The 25,434-nt window shown below is 69.2% G+C and carries 23 protein-coding genes; 11 read left to right on the forward strand and 12 right to left on the reverse strand.

Going from position 1 to position 25,434, the window contains the following annotated elements:
* Positions 1-204 precede the first annotated feature (204 nt).
* The 4 genes from ACFYTQ_RS16505 (at position 205) to ACFYTQ_RS16520 (ending at position 4,609) form a co-directional block, all read left to right on the forward strand.
* Positions 205-657 (forward strand): helix-turn-helix transcriptional regulator, encoded by a 453-nt coding sequence (locus tag ACFYTQ_RS16505; protein ID WP_387361456.1) that lies wholly within the window; start codon positions 205-207, stop codon positions 655-657.
* 5 nt (positions 658-662) lie between these two features.
* A complete protein-coding gene (locus tag ACFYTQ_RS16510; protein WP_387361458.1) occupies positions 663-1,073 on the forward strand; it encodes a VOC family protein in 411 nt (136 codons plus the stop codon).
* A gap of 9 nt (positions 1,074-1,082) precedes the next feature.
* Positions 1,083-3,449: an ATP-binding cassette domain-containing protein gene (locus ACFYTQ_RS16515; RefSeq protein WP_387361460.1), complete on the forward strand. Its 2,367-nt coding sequence runs from the start codon at positions 1,083-1,085 to the stop codon at positions 3,447-3,449.
* A 113-nt stretch (positions 3,450-3,562) separates the two neighbouring features.
* Positions 3,563-4,609, forward strand: coding sequence for a DMT family transporter (locus ACFYTQ_RS16520; protein WP_387361462.1), 1,047 nt, complete (start codon positions 3,563-3,565; stop codon positions 4,607-4,609).
* A gap of 208 nt (positions 4,610-4,817) precedes the next feature.
* Here ACFYTQ_RS16520 and ACFYTQ_RS16525 read toward each other — a convergent pair whose 3' ends face one another.
* The 4 genes from ACFYTQ_RS16525 to ACFYTQ_RS16540 all read right to left on the reverse strand — a co-directional run bounded on the left by ACFYTQ_RS16525 (position 4,818) and on the right by ACFYTQ_RS16540 (position 9,296).
* Positions 4,818-6,395, reverse strand: a complete 1,578-nt coding sequence (locus ACFYTQ_RS16525; RefSeq protein ID WP_387361464.1) for a glycosyltransferase — start codon at positions 6,393-6,395, stop codon at positions 4,818-4,820.
* Positions 6,395-7,162: a DUF2334 domain-containing protein gene (locus ACFYTQ_RS16530; RefSeq protein ID WP_387361466.1), complete on the reverse strand. Its 768-nt coding sequence runs from the start codon at positions 7,160-7,162 to the stop codon at positions 6,395-6,397. Before ACFYTQ_RS16530 ends, ACFYTQ_RS16525 begins: the two co-directional genes overlap by 1 nt.
* A gap of 29 nt (positions 7,163-7,191) precedes the next feature.
* Positions 7,192-8,043 carry an alpha/beta hydrolase gene (locus tag ACFYTQ_RS16535; RefSeq protein ID WP_387361468.1) on the reverse strand — a complete coding sequence of 284 codons (852 nt, stop codon included), beginning with the start codon at positions 8,041-8,043 and terminating at the stop codon, positions 7,192-7,194.
* 80 nt (positions 8,044-8,123) lie between these two features.
* A complete protein-coding gene (locus ACFYTQ_RS16540) occupies positions 8,124-9,296 on the reverse strand; it encodes an FAD-dependent monooxygenase (protein ID WP_387361470.1) in 1,173 nt (390 codons plus the stop codon).
* 429 nt (positions 9,297-9,725) lie between these two features.
* Here ACFYTQ_RS16540 and ACFYTQ_RS16545 point away from each other — a divergent pair, with 429 nt between their 5' ends.
* Entirely contained in the window at positions 9,726-10,835 is a 1,110-nt protein-coding gene (locus ACFYTQ_RS16545; protein ID WP_387361472.1) for a protein kinase family protein, read from the forward strand.
* On the opposite strand, the gene ACFYTQ_RS16550 is transcribed toward ACFYTQ_RS16545, so the two are convergent.
* Both ACFYTQ_RS16550 and sigJ read right to left on the reverse strand, forming a co-directional pair.
* Entirely contained in the window at positions 10,822-12,009 is a 1,188-nt protein-coding gene (locus tag ACFYTQ_RS16550) for an NAD(P)/FAD-dependent oxidoreductase (RefSeq protein WP_387361474.1), read from the reverse strand. The genes ACFYTQ_RS16545 and ACFYTQ_RS16550 overlap by 14 nt on opposite strands.
* A gap of 82 nt (positions 12,010-12,091) precedes the next feature.
* On the reverse strand, positions 12,092-13,033 hold the full coding sequence (sigJ, locus tag ACFYTQ_RS16555; RefSeq protein WP_387361476.1) for an RNA polymerase sigma factor SigJ: 942 nt from the start codon (positions 13,031-13,033) through the stop codon (positions 12,092-12,094).
* A 561-nt stretch (positions 13,034-13,594) separates the two neighbouring features.
* Between sigJ and ACFYTQ_RS16560 the strand changes: the two genes are divergently transcribed.
* Positions 13,595-14,248, forward strand: coding sequence for a nitroreductase family protein (locus ACFYTQ_RS16560; RefSeq protein WP_387361478.1), 654 nt, complete (start codon positions 13,595-13,597; stop codon positions 14,246-14,248).
* 576 nt (positions 14,249-14,824) lie between these two features.
* Here the strand turns inward: ACFYTQ_RS16560 and ACFYTQ_RS16565 are convergent.
* The 3 genes from ACFYTQ_RS16565 to ACFYTQ_RS16575 form a co-directional block, all read right to left on the reverse strand.
* The gene (locus ACFYTQ_RS16565; RefSeq protein WP_387361480.1) at positions 14,825-16,177 is read right to left on the reverse strand and encodes a M20/M25/M40 family metallo-hydrolase; all 1,353 of its coding nucleotides are present in this window, start codon (positions 16,175-16,177) and stop codon (positions 14,825-14,827) included.
* Positions 16,174-17,832 carry a CocE/NonD family hydrolase gene (locus ACFYTQ_RS16570; protein ID WP_387361482.1) on the reverse strand — a complete coding sequence of 553 codons (1,659 nt, stop codon included), beginning with the start codon at positions 17,830-17,832 and terminating at the stop codon, positions 16,174-16,176. Before ACFYTQ_RS16570 ends, ACFYTQ_RS16565 begins: the two co-directional genes overlap by 4 nt.
* A 145-nt stretch (positions 17,833-17,977) precedes the next feature.
* Positions 17,978-18,880: an oxygenase MpaB family protein gene (locus ACFYTQ_RS16575; RefSeq protein WP_387361484.1), complete on the reverse strand. Its 903-nt coding sequence runs from the start codon at positions 18,878-18,880 to the stop codon at positions 17,978-17,980.
* A 242-nt stretch (positions 18,881-19,122) separates the two neighbouring features.
* Here ACFYTQ_RS16575 and ACFYTQ_RS16580 point away from each other — a divergent pair, with 242 nt between their 5' ends.
* Complete coding sequence (locus ACFYTQ_RS16580; RefSeq protein ID WP_387361485.1) at positions 19,123-19,572, forward strand: hypothetical protein; 450 nt, start codon at positions 19,123-19,125, stop codon at positions 19,570-19,572.
* A gap of 107 nt (positions 19,573-19,679) precedes the next feature.
* A complete protein-coding gene (locus ACFYTQ_RS16585; RefSeq protein WP_387361487.1) occupies positions 19,680-19,859 on the forward strand; it encodes a hypothetical protein in 180 nt (59 codons plus the stop codon).
* A gap of 41 nt (positions 19,860-19,900) precedes the next feature.
* Here the strand turns inward: ACFYTQ_RS16585 and ACFYTQ_RS16590 are convergent, their stop codons facing one another.
* Positions 19,901-20,770, reverse strand: coding sequence for a tyrosine-protein phosphatase (locus ACFYTQ_RS16590; RefSeq protein ID WP_387361489.1), 870 nt, complete (start codon positions 20,768-20,770; stop codon positions 19,901-19,903).
* 192 nt (positions 20,771-20,962) lie between these two features.
* Between ACFYTQ_RS16590 and ACFYTQ_RS16595 the strand changes: the two genes are divergently transcribed.
* Complete coding sequence (locus ACFYTQ_RS16595) at positions 20,963-21,379, forward strand: hypothetical protein (RefSeq protein WP_387361491.1); 417 nt, start codon at positions 20,963-20,965, stop codon at positions 21,377-21,379.
* A gap of 46 nt (positions 21,380-21,425) precedes the next feature.
* Positions 21,426-22,436: a hypothetical protein gene (locus ACFYTQ_RS16600; RefSeq protein WP_387361493.1), complete on the forward strand. Its 1,011-nt coding sequence runs from the start codon at positions 21,426-21,428 to the stop codon at positions 22,434-22,436.
* A gap of 62 nt (positions 22,437-22,498) precedes the next feature.
* On the opposite strand, the gene glnA is transcribed toward ACFYTQ_RS16600, so the two are convergent.
* On the reverse strand, positions 22,499-23,935 hold the full coding sequence (gene glnA, locus ACFYTQ_RS16605; RefSeq protein ID WP_387361495.1) for a type I glutamate--ammonia ligase: 1,437 nt from the start codon (positions 23,933-23,935) through the stop codon (positions 22,499-22,501).
* A 278-nt stretch (positions 23,936-24,213) separates the two neighbouring features.
* Between glnA and ACFYTQ_RS16610 the strand changes: the two genes are divergently transcribed.
* Complete coding sequence (locus ACFYTQ_RS16610) at positions 24,214-24,675, forward strand: RDD family protein (RefSeq protein ID WP_387361497.1); 462 nt, start codon at positions 24,214-24,216, stop codon at positions 24,673-24,675.
* On the opposite strand, the gene ACFYTQ_RS16615 is transcribed toward ACFYTQ_RS16610, so the two are convergent.
* Positions 24,676-25,419: a DUF4191 domain-containing protein gene (locus ACFYTQ_RS16615; RefSeq protein ID WP_387361499.1), complete on the reverse strand. Its 744-nt coding sequence runs from the start codon at positions 25,417-25,419 to the stop codon at positions 24,676-24,678.
* Positions 25,420-25,434: the final 15 nt, after the last annotated feature.

The raw sequence follows: 25,434 nt of genomic DNA on the forward strand, positions 1-25,434 counted from the left end.
AGGCGCCCGGGGACAGGGGAGAGGCGCCCGGGGACAGGGGAGGAGCGCCCGGGGACAGGGGAGAGGCGCCCGGGAACAGGGACGAGCGCTCGGGGCGGTGTGGTTTGCGTAGGAACGGAGCGGCACGCTCTCATGTCCCCGCCCCGAGCGGAGCGAGGGGTGGGGTAGCTGGGCTTTCCGGGGTGTGGCTGGCAGGATGCGGTTATGGGTAGTGGTCCGGATGGGGAGCGGCAGCGGTTGCGGGATTTGGCGCGGCTGCGGCGGGTTCGGGATCGGATCGATCGGGAGTATGCGCAGCCGCTGGATGTGGAGGCGTTGGCTCGGGACGCGCACATGTCGGCGGGGCATTTGAGTCGGCAGTTTCGGGCGGCGTATGGGGAGTCGCCGTATTCGTATCTGATGACGCGGCGGATCGAGCGGGCGATGGCGTTGTTGCGGCGGGGGGATCTGAGTGTGACCGAGGTGTGTTTCGCGGTGGGGTGTTCGTCGTTGGGGACGTTCAGTACGCGGTTCACCGAATTGGTGGGGGTGCCGCCGAGCGTGTATCGGCGGGAGGCGGCGGGGGAGACCGAGGGGATGCCCTCGTGCGTGGCCAAACAGGTCACCAGACCGGTCAGGAATCGAGAAGCGTCGGCTACCGGAACGCAATTAGGTTGAACGCCATGGACATCACCATCAACGCGAGCTTCCTCCCGCACAACGACGCCGAGGCCGCCCTGGCCTTCTACCGCGACACGCTCGGCTTCGAACTCCGCAAGGACGTCGGCTACAACGGCATGCGCTGGCTGACCCTCGGCCCGCCCGCACAGCCCGACACCAACGTCGTGCTGTACCCGCCGGAGGCCAATCCGGGACTCACCGACGACGAACGCCGCACGATCACCGAGATGATGGCCAAGGGCACCTTCGGGAGCATCCTGCTGGCAACCAAGGACATCGACGCCACCTTCGAGCGGGTGCAGGCCGGGGACGCCGAGGTGGTCCAGGAACCGACCGACCAGCCCTACGGCGTGCGCGACTGCGCCTTCCGCGACCCCGCGGGAAATATGGTCCGCATGCAGGAACTGAACTGAGAGATGAGCATGACCGAGCCGGACACCCATGTCGCGGACAGCCACGACCTGATTCGCGTCCTCGGCGCGCGGGAGAACAACCTCAAAGACGTCAGCATCGAGATCCCCAAGCGCCGCCTGACCGTCTTCACCGGCGTATCCGGTTCGGGCAAGAGCTCACTCGTGTTCGACACCATCGCCGCCGAATCCCAGCGGCTGATCAACGAGACCTACAGCGCGTTCGTGCAGGGCTTCATGCCGACCCTCGCGCGGCCCGAGGTCGACGTGCTCGAGGGCCTGACCACCGCGATCATCGTCGATCAGCAGCGGATGGGCGCCGACCCGCGCTCCACGGTCGGCACCGCCACCGACGCGAACGCCATGCTGCGCATCCTGTTCAGCCGCCTCGGCACCCCGCACATCGGCTCGCCGAAGGCGTTCTCGTTCAACGTCGCCTCGATCAGCGGCGCGGGCGCGGTCACCGTCGAACGCAACGGTCAGGCCGTCAAGGAACGTCGCAGCTTCAGCATCACCGGCGGCATGTGCCCGCGCTGCGAGGGCCGCGGTTCGGTCAACGACATCGACCTCACCCAGCTCTACGACGACAGCAAATCGCTCAACGAGGGCGCGCTCACCATCCCGGGCTACAGCATGGACGGCTGGTACGGCCGGATCTTCAGCGGCTGCGGCTTCTTCGACCCGGACAAGCCGATCCGCAAGTTCACCAAGCGCGAGCTCAACGACCTGCTGTACAAGGAACCGACCAAGATCAAGGTCGAGGGCATCAACCTCACCTACGAGGGCCTGATCCCGCGCATCCGAAAGTCCATGCTGTCCAAGGACATCGACGCCCTGCAGCCGCACATCCGCGCGTTCGTCGAACGGGCGGTCACCTTCCAGATCTGCCCCGACTGCGACGGCACCCGGCTGAGCGAGCTCGCGCGCTCGTCGAAGATCGCGGGCGTCAGCATCGCCGACGCGTGCGATATGCAGATCAGCGATCTGGCCGAATGGGTGGGCAAGCTGCGCGAACCGTCGGTCGCGCCGCTGCTGGCCTCGCTGCGGCACACCCTCGACTCGTTCGTCGAGATCGGGCTGGGCTATCTGTCGCTGGCGCGCCCGGCGGGCACGCTGTCGGGCGGTGAGGCGCAGCGCGTCAAGATGATTCGTCATCTCGGCTCGTCGCTCACCGACGTCACCTACGTGTTCGACGAGCCCACCGCGGGCCTGCATCCGCACGACATCCAGCGCATGAACGACCTGCTGCTGCGCCTGCGCGACAAGGGCAATACCGTGCTGGTGGTCGAGCACAAGCCGGAGGTCATCGCGATCGCCGATCATGTCGTGGACCTGGGGCCGGGCGCGGGCACCGCGGGCGGCAGCGTGTGTTTCGAGGGCGGCTTCGAGCAGTTGCGCGCCAGCGACACCGTCACCGGTCGGCATATCGACGACCGGGCGGCGCTGAAGACGTCGGTGCGAAAGTCCCACGGCGCGTTGGAGATTCGCGGGGCCTCGGACAACAACCTGCAGAACGTGGACGTCGACGTCCCGCTGGGGGTGCTGTGCGTGGTCACCGGTGTCGCGGGGTCGGGCAAGAGTTCGCTCATCCACGGGTCGCTCGGCGATGCCGAGGGGGTGGTGTCGGTGGACCAGACGCCGATCCGCGGGTCGCGGCGCAGCAATCCCGCCACCTACACCGGGTTGTTCGAGCCGATCCGCAAGGCGTTCGCCAAGGCCAACGGCGTCAAGCCCGCGCTGTTCAGCCCGAATTCCGAAGGCGCGTGCCCGAATTGCAACGGCGCGGGCGTGATCTACACCGATCTGGCCGTCATGGCCGGGGTCGCGACGACGTGCGAGGAGTGCGAGGGCAAGCGGTTCCAGGCGTCGGTGCTCGAATACCACCTCGGCGGGCGCGATATCAGCGAGGTGCTCGCGATGCCGGTGGGCGAGGCGCGGACGTTCTTCGCCGAGGGCGAGGCCCGCACCCCGGCCGCGCAGAAGATCCTCGACCGCCTCGCCGACGTCGGGCTCGGCTATCTCACCCTCGGGCAGCCGCTGACCACGCTGTCCGGCGGCGAGCGGCAGCGGCTGAAGCTGGCCACGCACATGGGCGACAAGGGCGGGGTGTACGTGCTCGACGAGCCGACCACCGGTCTGCACCTCGCCGACGTCGAACAGCTGCTCGGGCTGCTGGACCGGCTCGTGGATTCGGGCAAGTCGGTCATCGTGATCGAGCATCACCAGGCGGTCATGGCGCACGCGGACTGGATCATCGACCTCGGTCCCGGCGCGGGGCACGACGGCGGGCGGATCGTGTTCGAGGGGACACCGGCGGATCTGGTGGCCGCGCGGTCGACGCTCACGGGAGAGCATCTCGCCGCGTACGTGGGTGCGTGAGCGCCGCATTCGCCGCGCGGTCGATGCGTGCGTGATGACCTGGGGCATGAGGCGATGACCACCGTCCATGTGATCGAAAACCGTGGTTCACCGGGGCTGCGCAGGATGGACCCATGATGGGTTGGGTCGACGGCGAGGTGGTCGGGGGCGCGCTCGCCTTGCTGTCCGCGCTGCTGTTCGCGGTGGCGGCGGCGTTTCAGCAGAACAGTGCCCGGCGGGCGGCGCTGGCGGACCCCCGGGACGGGCGCGCGATCGCGGTGATCGGCATCGCGCGGGTGTTGCTGACGAATCGGCGCTGGCTGCTCGGGCAGGGCGCGAGCGCGACCGGATTCCTGTTGCACGCGGCCGCTTTACGGTACGCGGCCCTGTCGATGGTGCAGGCGCTGTTGGTGGTGCAGTTGTTGTTCGCGCTGCCGCTGGCGGCCGGGCGGCGTCGGCGGCGCTTGTTGCGGCGGGACTGGGCGGGCACGGTCGCGGTCTGCTGCGGGCTGGTGGTACTGATCGCGCACGGGGTTCCGCACGGTCCGGTACTGACCGACCGCCTCCCCATCGCGGCTATCGCCATCCCGGTGGCGGTGCTGTCGCTGGTGGCCGTGGCCCAGACCATCCGCTCCCCGCAGTCCCGCTCGGCCCTGCTCGCGGTCGCCTCCGGCTGCTGTGTCTCCTCGACCGCGGTGCTGGTCTCGATTTCCGCTGCGGCACTACCGAATCCGAGCTGGGCGCTGGTCGGGGTGCCGATCTCGACCACGGTCGGGGCGGTCCTCACCCAGGAGGCGTTCGCCCGCGGTTCGCTGCCCACCGCCCTCACCACCATGACCATCACCGATCCGATCCTGAGCTATGTCGCCGGTCTGACACTGTTCGACACTCCGGCGCACATCTACCCGCTGCCCTTGGCGGCGGCGGGCGCGCTCATCATCGGCGGCATCGCGCTGCTGGCGAATTCGCCCACCCTGCACGACGAGCGGGAGTTACCGGTGACGCTGGTGCCGGTGGAGGTCGGCGCGGGTGTGAGCGCGGGCCAGGTCAATTCGGGCATGGATCAGGTTGGTGGCGGGAGCGCGGGTTCGGTCCGCGCGGGTGTGGGCCAGATTGGCGGGTGCGGGCGCGGATTAGGCCGCGCGGGCGTGGATCAGGTTGGCGGTGCGGGCGCGGATTAGGCCGCACCGGTGTGGGCCAGGTTGACGGCGCGGGTGCGGATTGGGTCGGCACCGGTGTAGGTCAGGGTGGCGGTGCGGGCGGGGTTCGGTTGGCGCGGGCGTGGATCAGGTTGGCGGCGTAGGTGTCTGCGGGGTGTGCGTCAGGTTGGTGGTGCGGGCGCGGGTCAGGTTGGTGCAGGTGCAGGTCAGGTTGCGGTGCGGGGGTGGGTCAGGCTGAGCGGGCGGCTGGTTCGAAGATGGCGTAGAGGGAGAGTAATTCGGCCACTGTGGCGGACCAGGGGAAGCGTTCGGCGGTGCGGCGGGCGGCGGTGCGGCGGGCGTATTCGGGGATGGCGAGTAGGGTGGTGACTCCTGCGGCGAGACCTGTTGCGGTGCCGTCGCATTCGACGCCGGAACCGGGGGCGCCCAGTAGTTCCCGGGCCGCGCCCGCGCGGGGGACCACGACCGGGGTGCCGCAGGCCAGGGCCTCGAGCACGGCCAGACCGAAGGTCTCGGCGGGGGACGGGCAGACGGCGATGTCGGCCGCGGCGACCATGCGGGCGACGGTGCCGCGTTCGGAGACGTGGCCCATGAAGGTCACCGGCAGCCCGGATGCCTGCTCCCGCAGGCGATCTCGCAGCGGGCCGTCGCCGATCACGGTCAGCTCGGCATCGATGCCCGCCTCGCGCAGCAGCCGTAGTGCCTCGATCGCCCGGCCCGGTCGCTTCTCCCGGGAGAGGCGGCTGACCAGGACCAGACCCACCACGCCGCGAGTTTCGATGCGGGACAGGGCGAAATCGTGTTGGGTGTCCACGAGCCGGAGCACCGCGCCCCCGGACGCTGCGTCTCCCGTACCGAGGCCGTGCGAGACCCGTAGGGGGTGAGCCCTTTCCGCGTCGCGGGAGTCACTCGCACCCCGGCCGAGCGCGAAGCGGGACGGTCGGCCGTTGGTTCCCGCGTCCTTCCGCTTGACGCGCCCGTAGAGCGGGCGGTCGAGGTCCGTTCCCGTGTCGCGCGTGTCGTACGGCGAGTGGTCGGGGTCCGTTCCCCCTTCGCCTCGCTTCCTGCGCGCCGCGTTGGGCGATCGGTCGGGGTCCGATCCGGCTTCGCGTCGCGTGTCGCGCGGGCCGTAGGGCGGCCGGTCGGTGTCCGTGTCGCGGCGCTTGTCGCGCCGGGTGTCCGGTCCCGCGTCGCGCCACCTCTCACGCATGGCGTACGGGGGACGGGTGGTGTCGGTTCCCGTAGCCAACTGTGGGTCGAGGGGGCGGAAGGTTTCCAGGTCCACGCCCAAGGGGATTCGGTGGACGTTGCGGGCACCGATGCGGGTGAACTCGTCGCGGGCGAAACCCGAGGTGACGATGATGCGGTGGGCGCGGGCCGACAGGCGGCGGTTGGCCAGGTCGGCGGCGGTGGCCAGCGGGAAGCCGGGTGGGACCCGGGAGCGCAGGATGGCATCGATGCGTTCGTGGGAGAACAACACCAACGGCACTCCGGCGCGGCGGGCCCAGGGCGCGAGCCAGCGGACGCTGAGCTTGTCGCTGCACTCGAGCACGTCGGGCCGCAGCTCCTCGAGCAGCATTCGGGTGCGCCGGGCGGTGAGCACGTGATAGCCCGCGCTGCCGAAACGCGGCCCCCGCAGCGTGATTCGACGCCCGGCCGCGGTGCGCTCGTCCGCGTCGGCGAGGCCGGGCACCACCAGCACCCGATCGTGCCCGGCGGCGACGTAGCCGCGGCCGATCTCGTCGACGCAGGTGCGCAGCCCACCGGAGGCGGGGGTGTAGAAGTTGGCGAGCTGCACGATGCGCATCAGCCGATCACCTCGCGCGGTGCGACGACTCGCGTGCCCGCGCACCCGATCACCTCCGCGTAGGTCATGGGGCGGGCACCCGCGGTGAGGGCGGCGTCGATCGCGCGCAGCGCCGCGTCGCGCAGCCCGGGTCGGCGCAGATCGTCGGGATGCAGCGCGATGCGGACGAAGCCGCGGCGCAGCGCGGTGCGGCGGGCCAGCGTGCGCATCAGCCAGGCCGCGGTCTGTTCACCGAAACCGCCGGGACGCTGGGACAGCGCGAATCCGCGATGGCGACGGCCGGTGCGCAGATCGAGCACCCCGAAATGATCGGTGGTGTGCGAGAACCCGGCCCGGCACAGCAGCCGCAGCGCGGCGGGCGAGGCCAGCCACCCCGGCGGCGTGAAACCCGTTGTGGCCAAACCCATCCGGTCCATCACCGCGATCGCCGGGCGCAGCCGGGCGTCGGCCGCGGCGTAGTCGAGCGCGGCGAATTCGGCCGCGCCCCGCGCCACCAGCGCGGCCACGGCACGGCGTAACAGCGAACCGTCGGCGGGGGCGCGATGGTCCCAGCCGTGCAACATGATCTCGTCGCCGTGGGCGCGGCGCTCGCGTAGGAACATCCCGTAATCGGGCGCCTCGGACAGCCGGGCCCCGCGCCACGGACCGGGTATCACCAGCAGCGACACCGGGATTCCGAACGCGTCGGCGTCGGCGCACCAGCGCGCGGTCTCGGCCTCGCTGGCCGGAGCGACATCGTGGATACTCACCACCAGACGTGCGGACACGCGCGCACGCTAGCAGCGCCCGGTTGCCATCAGTTGAACGATCGGGGCGTGGCGAGGCAATGTTCGTCGAGCCAGGCGACCAGATCGTCGAGCACGGTGCCGCGTTCGGGTTCGTTGAACAGCTCGTGGTAGAGGCCCGGGTAGCGGCGCACGGTGAGATCGCTTGCGGCGGCGTTCCGTTCGATGAGATCGGTGCTGACCGGATTCGCGATCCGGTCGGCGGTGCCGTGCATGGCCAGGGTGGGCACGGTGAGCCGGTCCAGCCGCTTGCCGACCGCGTCGCCGGTCTCCAGGATCTCGGCGGCGGTCCGGGCGGGCAGCCGTCCGCGATAGACCAGCGGATCCTCGTCGTAGGCCCGGACCACCTCCGGATCGCGGCTGATCCACGTCGAATCCACCCGCACCGCACCGAGATTCGGCGCGATCCGGCTCACCAGCGGCGCGACGACCCGTTGCACCGGATTGGAGTCCACGACCAACGGGGGCGCCGACAGCGCGATCCCGGCCACGTCCAGCGGCGCGCGCGTCGCGAGATGCAGCGTGACCAGGCTGCCCATGCTGTGCGCGACCACGAAGCGCGGCACGCCCGGATGCTTGCCCGCCGCGAGGTCGAGCAGCGCGGTCACATTGTCGGCGGCGCCGTCGATGGAATCGATGTTGGCCTTGTCGCCGACCGACCGCCCGTGCCCCACGTGATCCAGCGCGTAGACCGCGTACCCCGCGTCGGCCAGCCGTTCCCCGACATGGACATAGCGCCCCGAATGCTCGGCCACGCCGTGCACCAACGCGATGACGCCCTTGACGTCCCCCTCCGGCACCCACGACTGCCAGAAGATCCGACCGCCCCGGCCCTCGAACTCACCGGTCTCGCTACGGCTCATATCGCCTCCGTCTGCCTGTTGTCAGGGCCATTGTGCGCTTCGGGGGAGGGTTGTGTCCGGTTTTCGTTCCGGGTCGCGCGTCAGCCCCGTACGCCCGGCGCGCCGACGTAGTCGATCAGCTCGACGCCGTTGAGCGCGCGGTCGATCAGGTCGCGGAACCACTTGCTCTCGAAGTCCGCGGTCGGCTCGGCGCCCTCGAGGCTCTGGACGTGCAGGCGACCGATCTCCTGATTGGCCTCGACGAACGAGCGCATCCGTGTCTCGTACGCGGCGAACCCGGCGTGCGGGTCCCATCCGGCCGCGGCCAGTTCCCCGGCCAGGACGTAGGCGCCGACCAATGCCAATCCCGTACCCTGCCCGGACATCGGCGACGCGCTGTAGGCCGCGTCCCCGAGCAGGGCGACCCGGCCCTCGGACCAGCGGTCCATCACAACCTGCGCGACCTGGTCGAGATAGAAGTCCGGCGTATCGTCCAGGTGCGCAAGGATTTTCGGGGTCAGCCAGCCGAGGTCGGCCATCCGCTCGCGCAGCAGGCGCTTCTGGCCCTCGATGTCGCGATAGTCGACGTCGAACTCGACCGCGGGGAAGGTGAACATGGCCATCGCCCGGGTGGCGTCCTGGATGGGCCGCAGGGCGACCGAGCGGCCGGACTCCTGATAGTCGAGCAGCCAGCGATCCAGGCCGAATTCGTTGGGCACGCTGTAGAAGGCGAGCACCAGCCCGAGGTGACGCAGGTACTCCTCGCGCGGGCCGAAGACCATCGCGCGCAGCGCGGAATGCAGGCCATCCGCGCCGATCACCAGGTCGAAGCGCCGCCGCTCGCCGCTCGCGAGGGTCACGTCGACGCCGTCCGCGTCCTGGGTGAGCTCGGTGATGCGGTCGTCGAAGCGGTATTCGACGTGGTCGCGGGTGGCGTCGTAGAGCACGCGGGCGAGGTCGCCGCGCAGGATCTCGATTTCCGCGATGTATCCGTCGCCGCCGTCGTCCTCGGCACTGAAGGTTTGCAGGACATTGCCCTCGGCGTCGACCGTATGCGCCCCCGCGGTGAGGGTGCGGGCGGCGCGAACCGCCTCGTCCAAACCCATCCGCTGAATGACCTCCTTGGTGATCCCGCGCGCGTCGACGGCCTGGCCACCGGGCCGCAGTTCGGGAGCGCGCTCGACGATCGTCACCTCGGCTCCGAAGCGGTGCAGCCAGTGCGCCAGCGCGGGACCCGCGATACTCGCGCCCGCGATCAGGACCTTGGCGCTCATCGGGTCACCTGCTCGGTGGTGTGAATTCGGTTGCCGCGCATCCCAGTGCCTTCCTGTGGATCTTCCGTGTGTTCAGAGGTAGGGACGGACGTGACGATCGAAGTTCATCGGTCGGAGAGCGGGAAATCGTGTCACCGGCGATCGGCCTGCTGTGGCGGTCGAGCCCGCCGCGACCCTGGGGATGAGGCCGTCGGCGTGCCGGGTGGTGCGGTCGGCGTAGCCGCCGCCGAACTGCGGTGGGGCGGTTGAGGGGACGGAAACGCTCGATGACGTCGAAGGCGTGACGTAGAGTCCCGATCGGGGGACCGATCGCGTCGGCCGTAGTGCGGACCTGCCTCCCGCACACTCCGAGGCCCCCGCAGACCGTGTGGGCATGGCTGAATCGAGGTCGGTGCCGACATGGAATCCGCGACGGAATCTCTTGCAGCAGTGCCGGTTTCATCACCCGATGCGCGCCTGCCCGCCTACAGCACCGTCTCGACGTCGCTCGCGCTGCACAGCGATCACGCCTTGCGTGCGCTCGTGGACGCGGCCGCGCCGATCGGGGTCGGTATCGGCGGGAAGGCGGCGCTGGTCGAGGTCGCGGGGATTCCGGTGTTCGTGAAGCGGATTCCCCTCACCGATCTGGAACGGCGGGCGGAGCACGGGCGGTCCACGGCGAATCTGTTCGAGATGCCGTTGTTCAGCCATTACGGCGTCGGCCTCATCGGGTCGCCGGGGTTCGGGGCCTGGCGCGAACTCGCTGTGCACATCATGACGACGAACTGGGTGCTCGCGGCCGAATACGAGGGGTTTCCGCTGCTGTACCACTGGCGCGTGCTTCCGGATACGACGCCGTTGCCGGAGGAACTCGCCGATATCGATCGCGCGGTCGCCTATTGGGACGACAGCCCGCGGGTGCGTCGCCGGATCGAGGCGCTCCGGGATTCCTCGGCGAGTATCGCGCTGTTTCTGGGGTACATTCCGAACACATTGCACGACTGGCTGAACGGCCAGTTCGAGGCGGGTGACGAGGCCGCCGATCGGGCCTGCCTCATGGTGGAGCGGGAGCTGGCCGCCGGGGTCGGGTTCATGAACAGCCGAGGGCTGCTGCATCTCGACGCGCACTTCGGAAACATCCTCACCGATGGTCGGCGGCTGTACTTCGGTGACTATGGTCTCGCGCTCTTTCGGGGGTTCGATCTCACGGCTGAGGAGGCCGCGTTCTTCGACCGGAACCAGAGTTACGACCGCGGTTTCGCCGTCAGTTACCTGGTGAACTGGCTCATCACCGCGCTGTACGGGCTTCGGGGGGAGGACCGGGAGACGATGGTGCGCGCCTTCGCCGCGGGTGAGTCGCCGGAGGGCCTGCCCGCCGGGGGCGCCTCGGTTCTCCTCCGGCACGCGCCCGTCGCCGCGGCGATGGGCGCGTTCACGCGGGCGTTTCAGCAGGAGAGTCGGCGCACTCCGTATCCGGACCGGGAGATGCGTCGCCTGCTGGTGCAAGGCCCGCCCCAGCCGGATTCGGCGGGGGCGGGCTCTCGCGTCAAACCGTCGTAACCGCAACGCTCGCACCGGTTTCGACGACCCGACGCCGCCGACTCGGGATCAGGAACGTCGGGTGCCGGACGGACCACGCCGCGCCTGTGCAGATGAGTTCCTTGATGCGAGCCGCTTTGCGGCCGACGTCCACCTTGGGGGTCGGTTCGTCCTCCTTGGTCACCTTCTGCACGATGGCGTCTCGGCGGCCGAGGCTGATGCATTGGCTGTTGTAGCCGATGGGGGCGTCGGGGACGGGGCGTCCGGTGAGGCGGGCGGCGAGGGCGTCGGCGCCGAGCCAGGCCATGGGGGTGGCGGTGGCGCAGCCCATGCGCAGGGGCTTGCCGCCGATTCCGATGGCGTGCGCGGCGTCGCCCAGGGCGTAGACGTTCGGGTGCGAGATCGAACGCTGGGTGGCGTCGACCACGATCCGGCCGGTGTCGGAGACGGTGAGCGTGCTGGCGGCCGCGATCGGATGGACCGCGAAACCCGCTGTCCAGACGGTGGTTTCGGCCGGGATCTCCGTTCCCGAACGGGTGATGACGCTCGTGTCGGTGACCCGGACGATGTCGGTGTGCTCGTGGACGGTGATGCCGAGGCGCTCGAACGCGTCGCGCAGATGGCGGCGCGCCTTCTCGTCCAGCCAGTCCCCGACGCCGCCGCGCGCGGCGACGGCGACCCGCAGATCCGGGCGCGCCTCGGCGATCTCGGTGGCGATCTCGATACTGGTGAGGCCGCCGCCCACGACCACTACGTTTGCGCCCGAAGGCATTTCGTTCAGTCGGTCCCGCAGCCGCAGCGCCGCCTGCTTGCTCGCGACGTGATGGGCGTGTTCGACGACGCCGGGCACGCCGAAGTCGGCGACGGTGCTGCCCAGGGCGTAGACGAGCGTGTCGTAGGCGAGGGTTTCCGCGCCGTGCTCGTCGAGCAGGTGAACGGTCCCGCGGTCGGCGTCGACGGCGTCGACGCGGGCGATGCGCACCCGAACGCCGGTGCCCGCGAACATCTTTCGCAACGGCCGCACCGGCAGGTCCTGTCCGGTGGCGAGCTGGTGCAGGCGCACCCGCTCGACGAAGTCGGGATCGCCGTTGACCAGGGTGATCTCGACGTCGTCGCGGTGCAGTCGCTTGGCCAGGCGGCCGGCGGCGGTGGCTCCGGCGTACCCGGCTCCGAGGACGACGATGCGGTGCTTCATGGTGTGCTCCTGTCTCGGGGAGGGTTCGATACCTGAACCGAGCGGCCGCACGAATACTGACAGCGGGAGACTGTGACCTGCGTCACCACAATGTGGGCAGGGGGTCTCCCGGCTCGTGGGTGGTCCATTGCCGGTTGGCGTACGCCAGTTTGTCGGGGTTGGCGTGCGCGTGGACCGCGGCGATGCCGTCGGCGGTCACCTCCAGCACCACGATGCCGACGACGCGATCGGCGGCCGTCACGACCAGCGCGGGCCTGCCGTTGACGATGGCGGCGAAGGGGGTGAGCGCGCGACCGAACGTGTCCCGCTTGGTATCCGACGGTTTGACGGCGAGCCGCACGAAGGTCGCGACGCGCTCGGCGCCGACGAGCGGCCGGTTCAGGGTGGGGTAGAAGGCGCCGCCGTCGCCGATGATGCTGGCGTCGTCGGTGAGCAACCGCACCAGCTCGTCGGTCCGCCCGCTGACCGCCGCGGCCAGGAACTCCTCGACGATCCGGCGGGCGGCGGCCTCGTCCACCTCGATCCGCGCCCGGGCCCCGGCCAGATGCTGTTTGGCGCGCCGATGGATCTGCTGGCAGTTGGCCTCGCTGATGTCGAGCAACTCGGCGATCTCGTGATGCGCGTAGCCGAACGCCGCGCGCAGCACGTACACGACGCGCTCCTTGGCGGTGAGCCGCTCCATGAGCGTAAGCATCGCGATCGATACCGACTCCCGCTGTTCGACGGTGTCGGCCGGGCCCAGCATCGGCGACCCGGCCAGCACGGGCTCCGGAAGCCATTGTCCCACATAGGTTTCCCGGCGCGCGCGGGCCGAGGTGAGCTGGTTGAGGCACAGGTTGGTGAGCACCTTGGTCAGCCACGCCTCGGGTGTCTCGACGGCGTCCCTGTCGGCGGCCTGCCAGCGCAGATACGTCTCCTGCACCGCGTCCTCGGCGTCGCTCGCCGAACCCAGCAAGCGGTAGGCGATCGCCGACAGGCGACCCCGGAAGCTCTCGAACAGATCGGTTTCGGACGTAAGCGACATGTCAGCCATCGTCGGTTATGCGTGGTGGTCGCGTCCATCCGGAGGGGTGTCCGGGAGCGGATATCAGGCCGAGCGTCGGACGAGTCGCCACCTCCGCGCGATCGGGCCGCGTTCGCGCGGAGGGGCGAGCCAGTCGGCGATGTCGTCGATCACCGCCGCGTCGACGTGAGCCGGTTTCTCGTAGTCGGCGGGGGTGGACGGGCCGTTGCCGGGGAAGAACAGGTGGTCGTCGCGGTCGTGGACGCGGATTGTGACGTCGGGGCGTCCGGCCAGCCCTGCTCGCCAGGCCGGGAGGTCGTCGGCGACGGTGACCTGGTAGTCGCGGCCGCCTTGCAGGATCAGGATGGGTGTGTCCAGTGTGGTCGCGGTGGCGACCGGGTCGTAGGCGCGCAGATCCAGCCAGTAGGGCGGAGCCCGCCAGCGAGGGGAAGTGACGGCGGCTCGCGGGTTCGGCGGGGCTCGCGGGCCGAATATTCCGCGTCCGTTCGATGTTGTCCGAAGCGTTTGCGGTTTCGGAATCGTGGGAGTTCGCCGAGGGCGGCTGCCTGAGAGGGGTACGGAATGACAGTCGGAAACGTACTGGATCTGTCGGTCGACGAGGTGTTGTCCACTACGCGTTCGGTGCGGAAGCGGCTCGACCTCGAGCGGCCGGTGCCGCGCGAGGTGCTGCTGGAGTGTCTGGAATTGGCGTTGCAGGCGCCGACGGGCTCGAATGCCCAAGGCTGGCAATGGGTCTTCGTGGAGGACGCCGAGCGGAAGAAGGCGCTGGCCGACATCTACCGGACCAACGCCACGCCCTACCTCGACGCGCCGAAGCCCGCCTACGGTGACGAGCGCGACCAGCGGCAGCCGCTGGTCACCGAATCGGCCCGCTACCTCAACGACCACCTGCACGAGGTCCCGGTCCTGCTGATCCCCTGCCTCGCCGGCCGGGCGGACACCAAACCGGGCGCCTCCAGCGCCGGCTTCTGGGGTTCGCTCCTCCCCGCCGTCTGGAGCTTCATGCTGGCCCTGCGCTCCCGCGGCCTCGGCTCCGCCTGGACCACCCTGCACCTCGTCGGCGACGGCGAGAAACAGGCCGCCGACCTCCTCGGCATCCCCTACGACAAGTTCAGCCAGGGCGGCCTGTTCCCCATCGCCTACACCAAGGGCACCGACTTCCGCCCCGCCAAACGCCTTCCGGCTGAGCGACTTACGCATTGGAACGAGTGGTAGGAGCCGGTTCCCGGCCGGGGGAACCCGGGGTTCTTCGTCAAGGCGCGCCGCCCCCGTTCCCCGGCCAGGCATCCCCGCTGGGGCGTGCCTGCCCCCGCTGGGGCGCGGCTTCCCCCGCTGGGCCGCGGCCTGCCCCCGCTCGCGCGCGGCTTTCCCCGCTGGGCCGCATCTGTGCTCCCGGTTGAGGGGCATCTCGGCTTCCGGCTGGGCCACACCTCGGTGTCCGGCTGAGGCACACCTCCGCTCCCGGCCGGGGCGCATCTCTGCTCCGGCTGGGCGTCACCTCTGCCCCCGCCGGGGTGCTCTCTGCTTCCCGTTGGGCCGCACCTCCGCTCCCGGTCGGGCGCTTTTCGCTCCTGGCTGGGCCGCATCTCCGTTTTCGGTCGGGGTGTATTTCCGCTTCCCGCTGGGCCGCATCTCTGCTCTCGGTCAGGGCGGATTCTGCTCCCAGGGGCTGCATCTCCGCTTTCGGCTCTGGGCGCGTCTTCGCTCCAGGCTGGGCGGAACCTCCGCTCCTAGCCGAGGCGCATCTCCGCTCTCCGCGGAGGCGAACCCCCCTGTTCCCCGCCGCGAGCGTCAGCGAGCGGCGGGGATCTCCGTGAGTTCGTCCAGTAATCGCTTGTTGAATTCGATCAGGCGGGCGTAGTTCAGGCGGGACAGGCGTTCGTCTGTGCCGTGGATTCGGGACAGGTCGGTGTTGGTCAGGATTATGGGGGCGAAGTTGTAGCGGGCGGTGGCTAGGCCCTCGTAGTGGCGGGAGTCGGTGGCACCGGGGACTATTCCGGTGGTAATGATCGCTTCGGGGACCAGGGAGCGGGTCAGGTCGGCGAGGAGGGTGAAGGCGGGGCCCGGGGGGCTCAGGGGGGAAGGTTCGGAGGAGAGGCCGTGGAGGTCGATGGTGACCTCGCGGTCGCGGATCGCTCGGCGGCAGTGGGTGAGCACGTCGGAGACCGAATCGCCTTGCAGGATGCGGAAATTCACGAGTGCCTCGGCGTGCTGCGGCAGGACGTTGGCCTTGACGCCGCCGTGGATGACCGTGGGCGCGGTCGTCGTGCGGACCAGCGCCTCGGTCTGCGGGCGCAGCGCCAGGACGCGGGCGACCGCGCGGCCGCCGTGCGGGAGCGTCCCGAGGGCGGCGCGCAGCGGCAGCGGCAGGCCGGGCCGGATGCGGTCGAGCATGTCGAGGACCGTGGGTGTCATCCGCAGCGGCATCGGATGCTCCTGAACCCGGGTGACCGCCCGCGCGATCCGCCCGACGGCGGTCCGCTTGCCGGGCATCGATGAATGCCCGCCCGGATCGCTCACCGCGAGTCGCACCGTCGCCCAACCCTTCTCACCGACCATGATCGAGGCGACCGGCCGCCGCACCCCGGTCGTGCCGGACAGGATCACCCCGCCCTCGTCCAGGAGCAGATCCGCACGTATCCCGCGCTCGCGCAGTACCGCGGCGATGCGGGACGCGCCGCCGAGGCCGAAGACCTCCTCGTCGTGCCCGAACGCCAGATACACCGTGCGCCGCGGTCGCCGCCCGGCCGCGAGCGCCGCCTCGACGGCCTCGAGGATCGCCAGCACCCGGCTCTTGTCGTCGATCGCGCCCCGCCCCCAGACGAATTCGCCGTCGATCACCCCCGCGAACGGCGGATGGGTCCAGCGCGCCTCGTCGTCGACCGGGACCACGTCCATGTGCCCGAGCAGGATGGCGGCCGTGCCGGATTCGGTTCCGGCCCAACGGTACAGGCGGCTGTGGCCGAACAGCTCGAGCTCGAGCCGCTCGTGCACCAGCGGATACGACCGTTCCAGCAGGTCGGACAGCTTCTCGAACTCGGCGTCGGCGGATGCGCCGTCCTCGGTCGACACGGTCGCGCAGCGCAGGGCGGCGGCGAGCCGTTCGGCGGTGTCGTCGTCGGCGGCCGGTAGGTGCGCGCTCATCGGTTCGGAATGCGATCGGGGAAGGAGACGTCCACCGTTGCATTCTTCAGCACATCCGGCGAAACGGTCACGGTCTTCTCCGCGCGCCACTTCACGATGCCGTCGGTGACGATGCCCTCGACGTCGCCGCGCCGCTCGCCGAGCACCAGCGGCAGCTCGACCCGCGCGGCGTCCACCGTCACCCGCGCGTCGGCAGGAGTGTGCGACCACACGTCGTCCACGACATCGGTCACACGGAATCCGATCCGATGCCCCGCGGACACCAGCCAATCCTGACCCAGCAGCCGTACCTCGGCCGTATCCCGCACGGGCGCGATGCCGCGCGTGATGACGGTGGCCCGCCCGCTCGGATCGATGTCGTAGAGTTCGACCGCGACCGTGGCGTCGGGCGGCCCGTGCAGGGTGAGGGTGGCCGTCGGGATCCCGGCCAGATGCTGATCGGTGGGCAGCGGCTGCGACACCGACCAGAACTCCCGATCCGGTCCGGGCAGCAGCCCGCGGTCGGTGTAGGAGCCCGGGCGCAGCGCCACCGCGACCCGCGCGGAATCGGCAGGCGGCCAGGCGTTCTCGCCGCGCCACGACCCGTCGAACCGGCCCACGGTGATCCGCGGTCCGGGAACGTCCACCGCCTTCCCGGCGACGTGCCGGTCGAAGAAGGCCAACAGCTCGGTGTCGAATTGCGGTGTGCCGCAGTCGATATGACAGGTCCGGTGCCCCCACTGCCCGAACCACGCCTTGTGCTCGCCGGGACCGAGCCCGTTCCACAGATCGAAGACCCGATACGCGCGTGTGTTGTAGTCGACGAACCCCTGACCCAGGAACAGCGGAATCGTGTCGCCGCGCAGGCGTTCCACGAGATCCCGATCCCGCCAGAACGCCGAGGTCCCGTCGTGATCGGCGGTCTCCGACAGGAACGGCTGGGCGCATTCGAGCGGATTGCGGTCGGCGTGCGCCTGGTACTCGGCGGGATCGCCGGGATGAGCGGGTGTCGCCGAGATCAGCAGATGTTCGAGTCCCGCCATATCGGCCGGGCGAACCCCGCTCTCGGTCACCGGCTTTCCGGAGAACTTCCAGGAGACGCCCTGCATGTACAGGTAGGAGTACGGATCGACTACGGGTTCGAAGGCGGCCACCGCCGCCAACCCCTGCGGTTTCGCGGCCAGGCCCATCAAACCGGTCCACCCCTCGTAGGAGGTCCCGTACAACCCGACCCGCCCCGTCGACCAGGGCTGCCGCGCGGCCCATTCCACCGCCGTCGCCACATCCGACCGCTCCCCGGGACCGCCGAAGTCCGGACAGCCGCTCGATCCGCCGTAGCCGCGCAGATCCACGATCACGTAGGTGTACCCGGCTTGCAGGAACATCTCGGTCAGCAGGTTCTCCGTCGAGGGCCCGCCCTGGGGTCGCGGATTGGTCAGGTACGCGAGATGGGCTCGATACGGGCTCACGGTCATCACCACCGGCGTCCGCGCGTCGTCCGGAATTCCGCTGGGCCGCAACACATCCGCGTGCAGCCGAGTGCCGTCGGCCGCGTCGAGGAACTCCTGCCGCCACTGATACGGCACACTCGGCGCGGCCGTCGCGGTCACCGGTGCGGCCGAACCCGCCACCAACACCAGCCCCACCAAGGCCCACAAGATCGAAGTCCGGCTCACCCTAGGACTATCGGACCTGTCCGCCCGCAGGTCCAGCCCCCGGAACCGGGGTGTCGCGGCGTTGCGCCGCGAGCACGGTGCCGTCGGTGCCAACCCCTCACGACGAACCGTGCGGTCCTCGGGGACCCTTTGAAAGCCGTGCGGCTCAGAGCGGCCGGAAGTCGATCACCTTGCGCAGCCGTTCCCGGTCACGCTCCAACCGGCGGGCCTCGAAGGCGATCGGGAAGTACCGCAGGCGTTCCGGCAGCAGCGGAACCCCGCGGCCGATGAACCAGCCCAGCGCGCGCAGGGTGAGTTCGTCGGCGGGCGACCAGCTCAGGCCGAGCTTGCGGCGGATGACATCGGGGGTCGTGCCGACGGTGAAGAAGTACTGCAATCGGCCGACGGGCGACGCGGCGACCCGCCACAGCGGACGCAGCGGTCGCGGTAGGCCCTTCGGCGGGGCGATCGTGCGGATGACGCGCAGGTAGTCGTAGGCGACAGGGGTGGGTTCGAGGCCCTCGACCTTCTCGAAGAAGAACCTCTCCCACTCGGCGTAGGTCGCGGGAATCTCCTTGGGCGCCACCATGAGATTGCGCATGAGCTGCACGCTCTCCCGGTAGTACTCCTCCTTGTCCGCCTGCGTCAGCGGCGCGCGGGTGAAGTAGCGATTGCCCTCGACGTAGGCGTAGATCCCGGTGTGCAGCACCCACGCCCACGGACCCGACGACAACGCCTTGTGCCGCACCCCGTTCGAATCGGTGCTGTTGAGCGAGGCGTGCAGCGCGCGCAGGCGCTCGGTCTCGGCGAACGCCTCCTCGCCGCCGTAGATCCACATCATGACCGACGCGACGCTGCGCATCGCCCGGCCCATCGGATCGGTGCGGAAGGAGGAGTGCTCGTCCACCACGGCCGCGATCGACGGTTCCATGGTCTGCAACAGGAACGCCGAACCCGCGGTCAGCGAGAACGTGATCAGCCCGGTCTCCTCCCACATGCGGGAGCCGGGGCCGAAGGGCCGCCGCTGCGGCCGGGTGTCTCGTTCGATGGGTGCGACGGACGCGGTCATGGTGATCTCCTTCGACCACTCGACTACTTGAGAGGATTTGTATCTGATCCTCTCACTCTCTCGCGGTTGTCGCAAGACTGCTCCGGTCCGCGCGCGGGCCCGACCGCAAGAAATCTCTCGAATCCGGCAAACGGCCCGCGAGATCGGTTCCGGAAAGCGCTACAAGGCAAAATAATTCGGCGACGCCATCGTCTGGACGGCGTATGATCGGCCCAACGGTGAATGGGCGCGCCGGGGGACGAATGAGCGAAGCTGTGGCAACGGACTGGGACGAATTCGCGCGTGCGCTGGCTCGCTGTCTCGCCGACCTGCCCTCCCGAGCCACCCTGGTCATCGCGGCCCCCGGCAACCGCTACGTGCAGTTCCTCCAGTACGACATCCGGCTCACCGTCGAGCTGACCGGCAATCACTATCTGGCCGAACCCATCCCGGCCACCGCCGAGCGCCGATTACGCGAGTTGGGCTGGAGCGCACCGGTCCCGGCGCACGAGATCGAGAACTGGCACCGTACGCTGTTCTGGCCGATCTCCCGAAAGGGCCTGTTGCAGTTGGCGGGTGCGGTCGCCTACGGCCTGCACGACGCGCTCGGCGTGGAGGCGCCCGCGGATCTGCGGGCCATGGGGTGGACCGAGGTGTCGGGGGAGTTGGACCTCACCGCGCTGGGGCCGATGGCCCGGCGACGAGTGTTCTGAAAGTTCATCTCCCGTTTCCCTGAATTTTCTCTGGAGTTCGGGTTTATTTGGGTTTACCCTGGGCAGTCCAGCATCACGCGTCAGCAGTCCGAGGGGAGTGAATCTCGATGATCCGTCCACACTTTCGCACCGGTGAACACCGGCCCTGGCTCCCCGCCCTCCGCGACTACGCCGTGCGTTCGCTGACCCGGCACCGCCTCACCGGCGAGGAACGCCGGAACCTGGCGGCCGCCCAGCGACCGCCCGCCGTGTACAGCGCCTCCCTGGGCTGCCACCCGCACTTCTGAACGACCGAAGCCCCGGCGCGGCGCCGGGGCTTCGTCGTGTCCTAGCCGACCAGGTTCTTGCGTAAGCGCAGGATCGTGCCCGGATCCAGGCCCAGCTCGTCGGTGAGATAGTGGCCGAAGTCGCCGATCTGCTCGACCGCGGTGTCGAGATAGTCCGCGCGCACCTCCTGCAACGGGATCAGCAGATCCGGATTCGTCATCAGCCCCGCCTGTTTCACCTGTTCCCGTAGCTTGGCGTCGGTGGCGGCGCGGTACTGGTCCGACAACAGATAGTCCTGGCGCGCCGTCCCCTCCGGCACGCCGATCGCCCGCAGGGTCACGTAGGTCAGCCAGCCGGTGCGGTCCTTCCCGGCGGTGCAGTGGTAGAGGGTGGGCGCGTCGGTGTTCGCGAGGTCCCGGATCGTCTGTCCCAGTGCGTCTTTCGTGGCCTGATCGGTCGCGAAGCTGGCGTACATGGTGCGCATGATCCGCTCCGCGCCGCCGTTGCCGAGAGCGGCCTCCTGCTGCTGGGGGTCGCGGGACTGGATGAGCTGGAGCATCCGGAGGTACATCCCGGTGTCACTGATCGGACGGGCGACGACGGCGACTCCCGGCGGCGCCTTATCCGCGCCCTGCGCGCCGACCTCGGCCGGGGTGCGCAGATCGATCACCTGCTTCAGGTGCAGGCGGCCGAGTGTCCCCAGGTCGGCGTCGGTGAGGGCGTTGAGGGCATCGGAGCGAATGGCTCTGCCGGACTTGACGGTTTTGCCGTCGTAGGTGCGGTAGCCGCCGATGTCACGGGTGTTCACGGCGCCCTGGAGATCGATCCTGGTCGGGGCGGCCTGGGCCGAGGGCTGGGCGGAGACGCCGGTCGCGGTCAACGCGAGGACGGCGAAAACGGCTCCCGCCCAGGGAATCAACGAAATCTTCATGCCGGGGGACAGTAGGTGCGCGCGCCGCGGCTCCGAAGGCGTTGCGAGGCAACGGCTCACTGATCGGGACTGGGCGATGTGCTCAGTGAGATCCGGCGTGGACAACAGGGAGGGAACCGGGGGCGCACCCGGCGCGTCCAAGTAATCGACGCGCTCCACCGGGCAGCGCGCGATGCGAAGACGGAGGGGAATATGCGGATCCCGACGGCCTTCGGCGGCGGCGTACCGCACGTGGTGATCGCTCACCTCGCGCGCGAACTCGACGCGCTGATCGCTACGCCGTTCAGCATCGAGTCGTTCGATGGGTCTCTGTTGCTGTTGGAGGTTGTCGACGGCCGCGCGCGGCTGGTCGCCTCGAGGAATCTGGGCGCGGCCCTCGAACGGCTCGACGCGGGTTGTGATGGGGTCGAGCACGGGCTCAGCGAGTTTCGGGACGACGTGGCCATCGCGACTCGTACTCGGTGGCCGCTCGACGAGGGCGCGGGCGGCAGGCCGACGTGTGTGGTCGAGTCGGGTGTGCTGCGGGTCGCTTTCCGGGGGCCGGAATCCGAGATTCGGCTCGCCGATCTCGATCTGGGCAACTTCGGTCCGCCCCGCATCGCGGGGTGACGGCGTTTTTCAACCGCTTGGTTCTCACGGAAGTTTCGGAGGGGTCTTGATTCATCGTCGCCGGATCGGCGGGGCCGTAAGGTGTTTCGTCGCAGTGCTTTTCGTTGTCTGTCTGGGGGCGGGTTGTGATCCCGATACTCCGGTGGCGGCCCCGTCGATCGGTGACATGACGACATTGGATCCGTGTGGATTCGTGACGCCGGACGCCTTCGCGGATCTGAAGAGTGTCGAGACGAGAATGACGATCGAACCGTCGAACTTCGTCCGGTGCAATCTGAATCTGCGGCCGGTGGGTAAGGAGGAGGGGAGTCGAATCGCGCTGTGGACGATCCTCGGCGCGCACACGGCCGACCTCGTCGCACCGGACGCGGTGTCGAGCGATCGCGGGCCGGTACGCGTCACCAAGGGCACGTCACACGACGGTGCGTGGTGTGATGCGACGGTCCGGCTGTCCGGTGGGCAGGGAGTCCAGGTGCACGCGACCGCCGACCGCAACGGGCGGCCGCTTCCGGAGGTCGACCCGTGCCCGGCGCGGGATCACGCCGTCGACGCCATTGTCGCGGCAATGCGACACGGGGCCTACAAGCACCTCACCTACCCCAGCGATTCACTGCACGGATACGACCTGTGCGGCTCGATCCCATTGCCGGAGGTCGAAAGCACGGTGCATCTCACCGGCCTCACCGACAAATCCGCCCCCGCCGAACAGGACTGTCAGTGGCGGGCCGACGACGGTTCGGACATGCCGCCCGGGGCGATGATTTCGGTGATGCTCGACGATCCGAAGCTGTTCATGGGTAAACGGGCCACCATCAACGGCTTTCCGTCGCGGGTATGGGATATCAGCGCGACGAACGGGGCCGGGCGATGCGTGGTCACCACGCCGACGAAGAGTTGGGATCCGTGGCCCGGGGAGCATCGGTCCGATAACGGGGTGGCGTTCAGCGAATTGCTGTATACGCAGGTGCTTCTTCCGGTTCAGGGTGAGGCGGGGGAGGCTTGCCGGGCGGCGACATCGATTGCTACGCAGGCGTTGTCGCGTCGGGGGGCGAAGTAGGAAAAGGGCGAGGCCCCAGCCGGATTCGGCTGGGGCCTCGGAACTAGCTGTCGCGCAACGATTTACACGTCGAAGTACAGCTCGAACTCGTACGGATGCGGCCGCAAATTCACCGGCGCGATCTCGTTGTCCCGCTTCAGCTGGATCCAGGTCTCGATCAGGTCGTCGGTGAAGACGTTGCCCTCGGTCAGGTACTCGTGGTCCTGTTCGAGGCGGTCGATGACCGAGGCGAGGCTGGTGGGGGCCTGGGGGATGTTCTTGGCCTCCTCGGGGGGGAGCTCGTAGAGGTCCTTGTCGACGGGGGCCGCGGGCTCGATCTTCTTCTTGATGCCGTCCAGGCCGGCCATCAGCATGGCGGCGAAGGCCAGGTACGGGTTGCCCGAGGAGTCGGGGGCGCGGAACTCGAGGCGCTTGGCCTTCGGGTTGTTGCCGGTGACCGGGATGCGGACGGCGGCGGAGCGGTTGCGCTGCGAGTAGACCAGGTTGATGGGGGCCTCGAAGCCGGGGACCAAGCGGTGGTAGGAGTTCACCGTCGGGTTGGTGAAGGCCAGCAGCGAGGGGGCGTGGTGCAGGATGCCGCCGATGTACCAGCGGGCCAGATCCGACAGGCCACCGTAACCGGCCTCGTCGTGGAACAGCGGCTTGCCGTCCTTCCACAGCGACTGGTGCACGTGCATGCCCGAGCCGTTGTCGCCGAACAGGGGCTTCGGCATGAAGGTGACCGTCTTGCCCTCGGCCCAGGCGGTGTTCTTGACGACGTACTTGAACAGCATCAGGTCGTCGGCCGCGGCCAGCAGGGTGTTGAAGCGGTAGTTGATCTCGGCCTGACCGGCGGTGCCGACCTCGTGGTGGCCGCGCTCGAGCTCGAAGCCCGCGTTCTGCAGGTTGGTCGAGATCTTGTCGCGCAGGTCGACGTAGTGGTCGTAGGGCGCGACGGGGAAGTAGCCGCCCTTGTTGCGGACCTTGTAGCCGCGGTTGAGGGTGCCGTCCGGGTTGAACTCCGCACCGGTGTTCCACGAACCCGAGATGGACTCGATCTCGTAGAACGCGCCGTTCATCGCCGAGTCGTAGCGGATCGAGTCGAAGATGTAGAACTCCGCCTCGGGACCGAAGTACGCGGTGTCGGCGATACCGGTCGAGCGCAGGTACTCCTCGGCCTTGCGGGCGATGTTGCGCGGATCGCGGCTGTAGGCCTCCCGGGTGAACGGGTCGTGCACGAAGAAGTTCAGGTTCAGCGTCTTCGCCGCACGGAAGGGATCGATACGCGCGGTGCTGAAGTCGGGTAGCAGCAACATGTCCGACTCGTCGATCGACTGGAAACCGCGCACGGAGGATCCGTCGAACGCCAGGCCCTCTTCGGCCAGATCGGCCGTGAAGGTCTTCGCCGGGATCGAGAAGTGCTGCTGCACACCGGGGAGGTCGGTGAACCGGACGTCGACGTACTCGACCTCCTCCTCCTTGATGTACTTGATGACCTCGTCGGCCGTGCTGAACGCCACTTAGTACTCCTTACCGGATCGGTTCCCAGCCAGTGCCGCGTGCTGGGTTCGTCGCAGAACGCTATGGATGCGGTGTTTCCCGACAGTCAAGCCTGTGTTTCGCCAGTGTTACACGTGCTGCCTGGCAGGCATATCCTGCCATCGGCTCGAGCGCGGGCGCCCGGGTGCGCTGGCAAAGGTTCGGTCAACATCGGCGAGTCGTTCCGCGTGCCGCCGAAGTGTACCGCCCGGGCCGGTGTGACGCGGACGACGGTCGCGGGCTGCCTAAGCTGGGAAGCATGGCACGAATTACGGGTTCCTGGCTGTCCGGGCCGAGCGCGGCCGATCCGGGGCAGCCCGGGCCCGACGAGTATCCGGGCAAGTTGCTGGGCCTGCCGGAGGCCGGGGCCGGGTCGCTGGCGCCGATGGGCAAGCGGATCGTGGCGTTGTTCGTCGACTGGTTCATCGCCATGGGAATCGCGGCGCTGTTCGTGCACGGCAGCGGGTCGCTCAACACCGTCACCTTGCTGGTGTGGTTCGTGATCGGACTCGTCACGGTGACGTTGTTCGGGTTCACCCCGGGACAGTTCTTCCTGCGGATGCGGGTGATCCGCGTCGACGCCGAGGCGCCCGTGGGGATCGTGCGGGCGCTGGCCCGGCAGGTGCTGCTCGTGTTCGTGGTCCCCGCCCTGTTCACCGATTCCGACGGGCGGGGCATGCACGACCGGGCTACGGGAACGGCACTGATCCGGTCGCGGTGATCAGCGGCGGCGGATCGTGCGCTGCACGCCGCGCATCTTCGCGCCCGCGGGCAGCGGGCCCTTGGGCAGCGCGGGACCGCCGCGGGTGGCCAGCGCGCTGAGGCGGCCCTCGATGAGGTCCATGCGCTTGGTGTCGATGTTGCGGGGGAGTTTGGTCAGGTAGCGCTGCAAACTCTTCAGCGGGACCTGGCCCTCCTCGTTGCCGATGACGATCTCGTAGATCGGGGTGTCGCCGACCAGGCGCGCGGTGCGCTTCTTCTCCTGGGCCAGCAGGGATTTCACGCGCTGCGGGGAGCCCTCGCCGACCAGGACGACACCGGGCAGGCCGATCGCGCGATGCACGGCGTCGAGCTGGGTGGTGGCCGCGATGCCCTGGGTGACGCGCCACTTGCCCTGGAGGTTGTCCAGCACCCACGCGGCCGCGCCCGCCTGGCCCTCGGCCTTGGCATAGACGTTGCGCTGCACCCGGCGGCCGAAGATGATGAACGCCACCAGCGCGCCCAGGATCAGGCCGATCGGCAGCAGGAACCATTGCAGGTCGAAGAACAGGCCGATCACGAACAGCACCAGCGTGATGCCGGCCAGCGCGCCGATCATCATCGGCAGCAGCAGCTTGTCTTCCTTGCGCTGCATCTGGAACGCCTGCCAGAGCTGCTGACGCCGCTCCTTCGACGCCTGCCGGCGCGCCGCCTTCGCCGCGGCCTTCGCTTCCTTCGACGGCTTACCGCCCTTACCTGCTGCCATGGTTCTCAGGATAGT

The sequence above is a fragment of the Nocardia sp. NPDC004068 genome (assembly GCF_042874315.1).
GTDB lineage: Bacteria > Actinomycetota > Actinomycetes > Mycobacteriales > Mycobacteriaceae > Nocardia.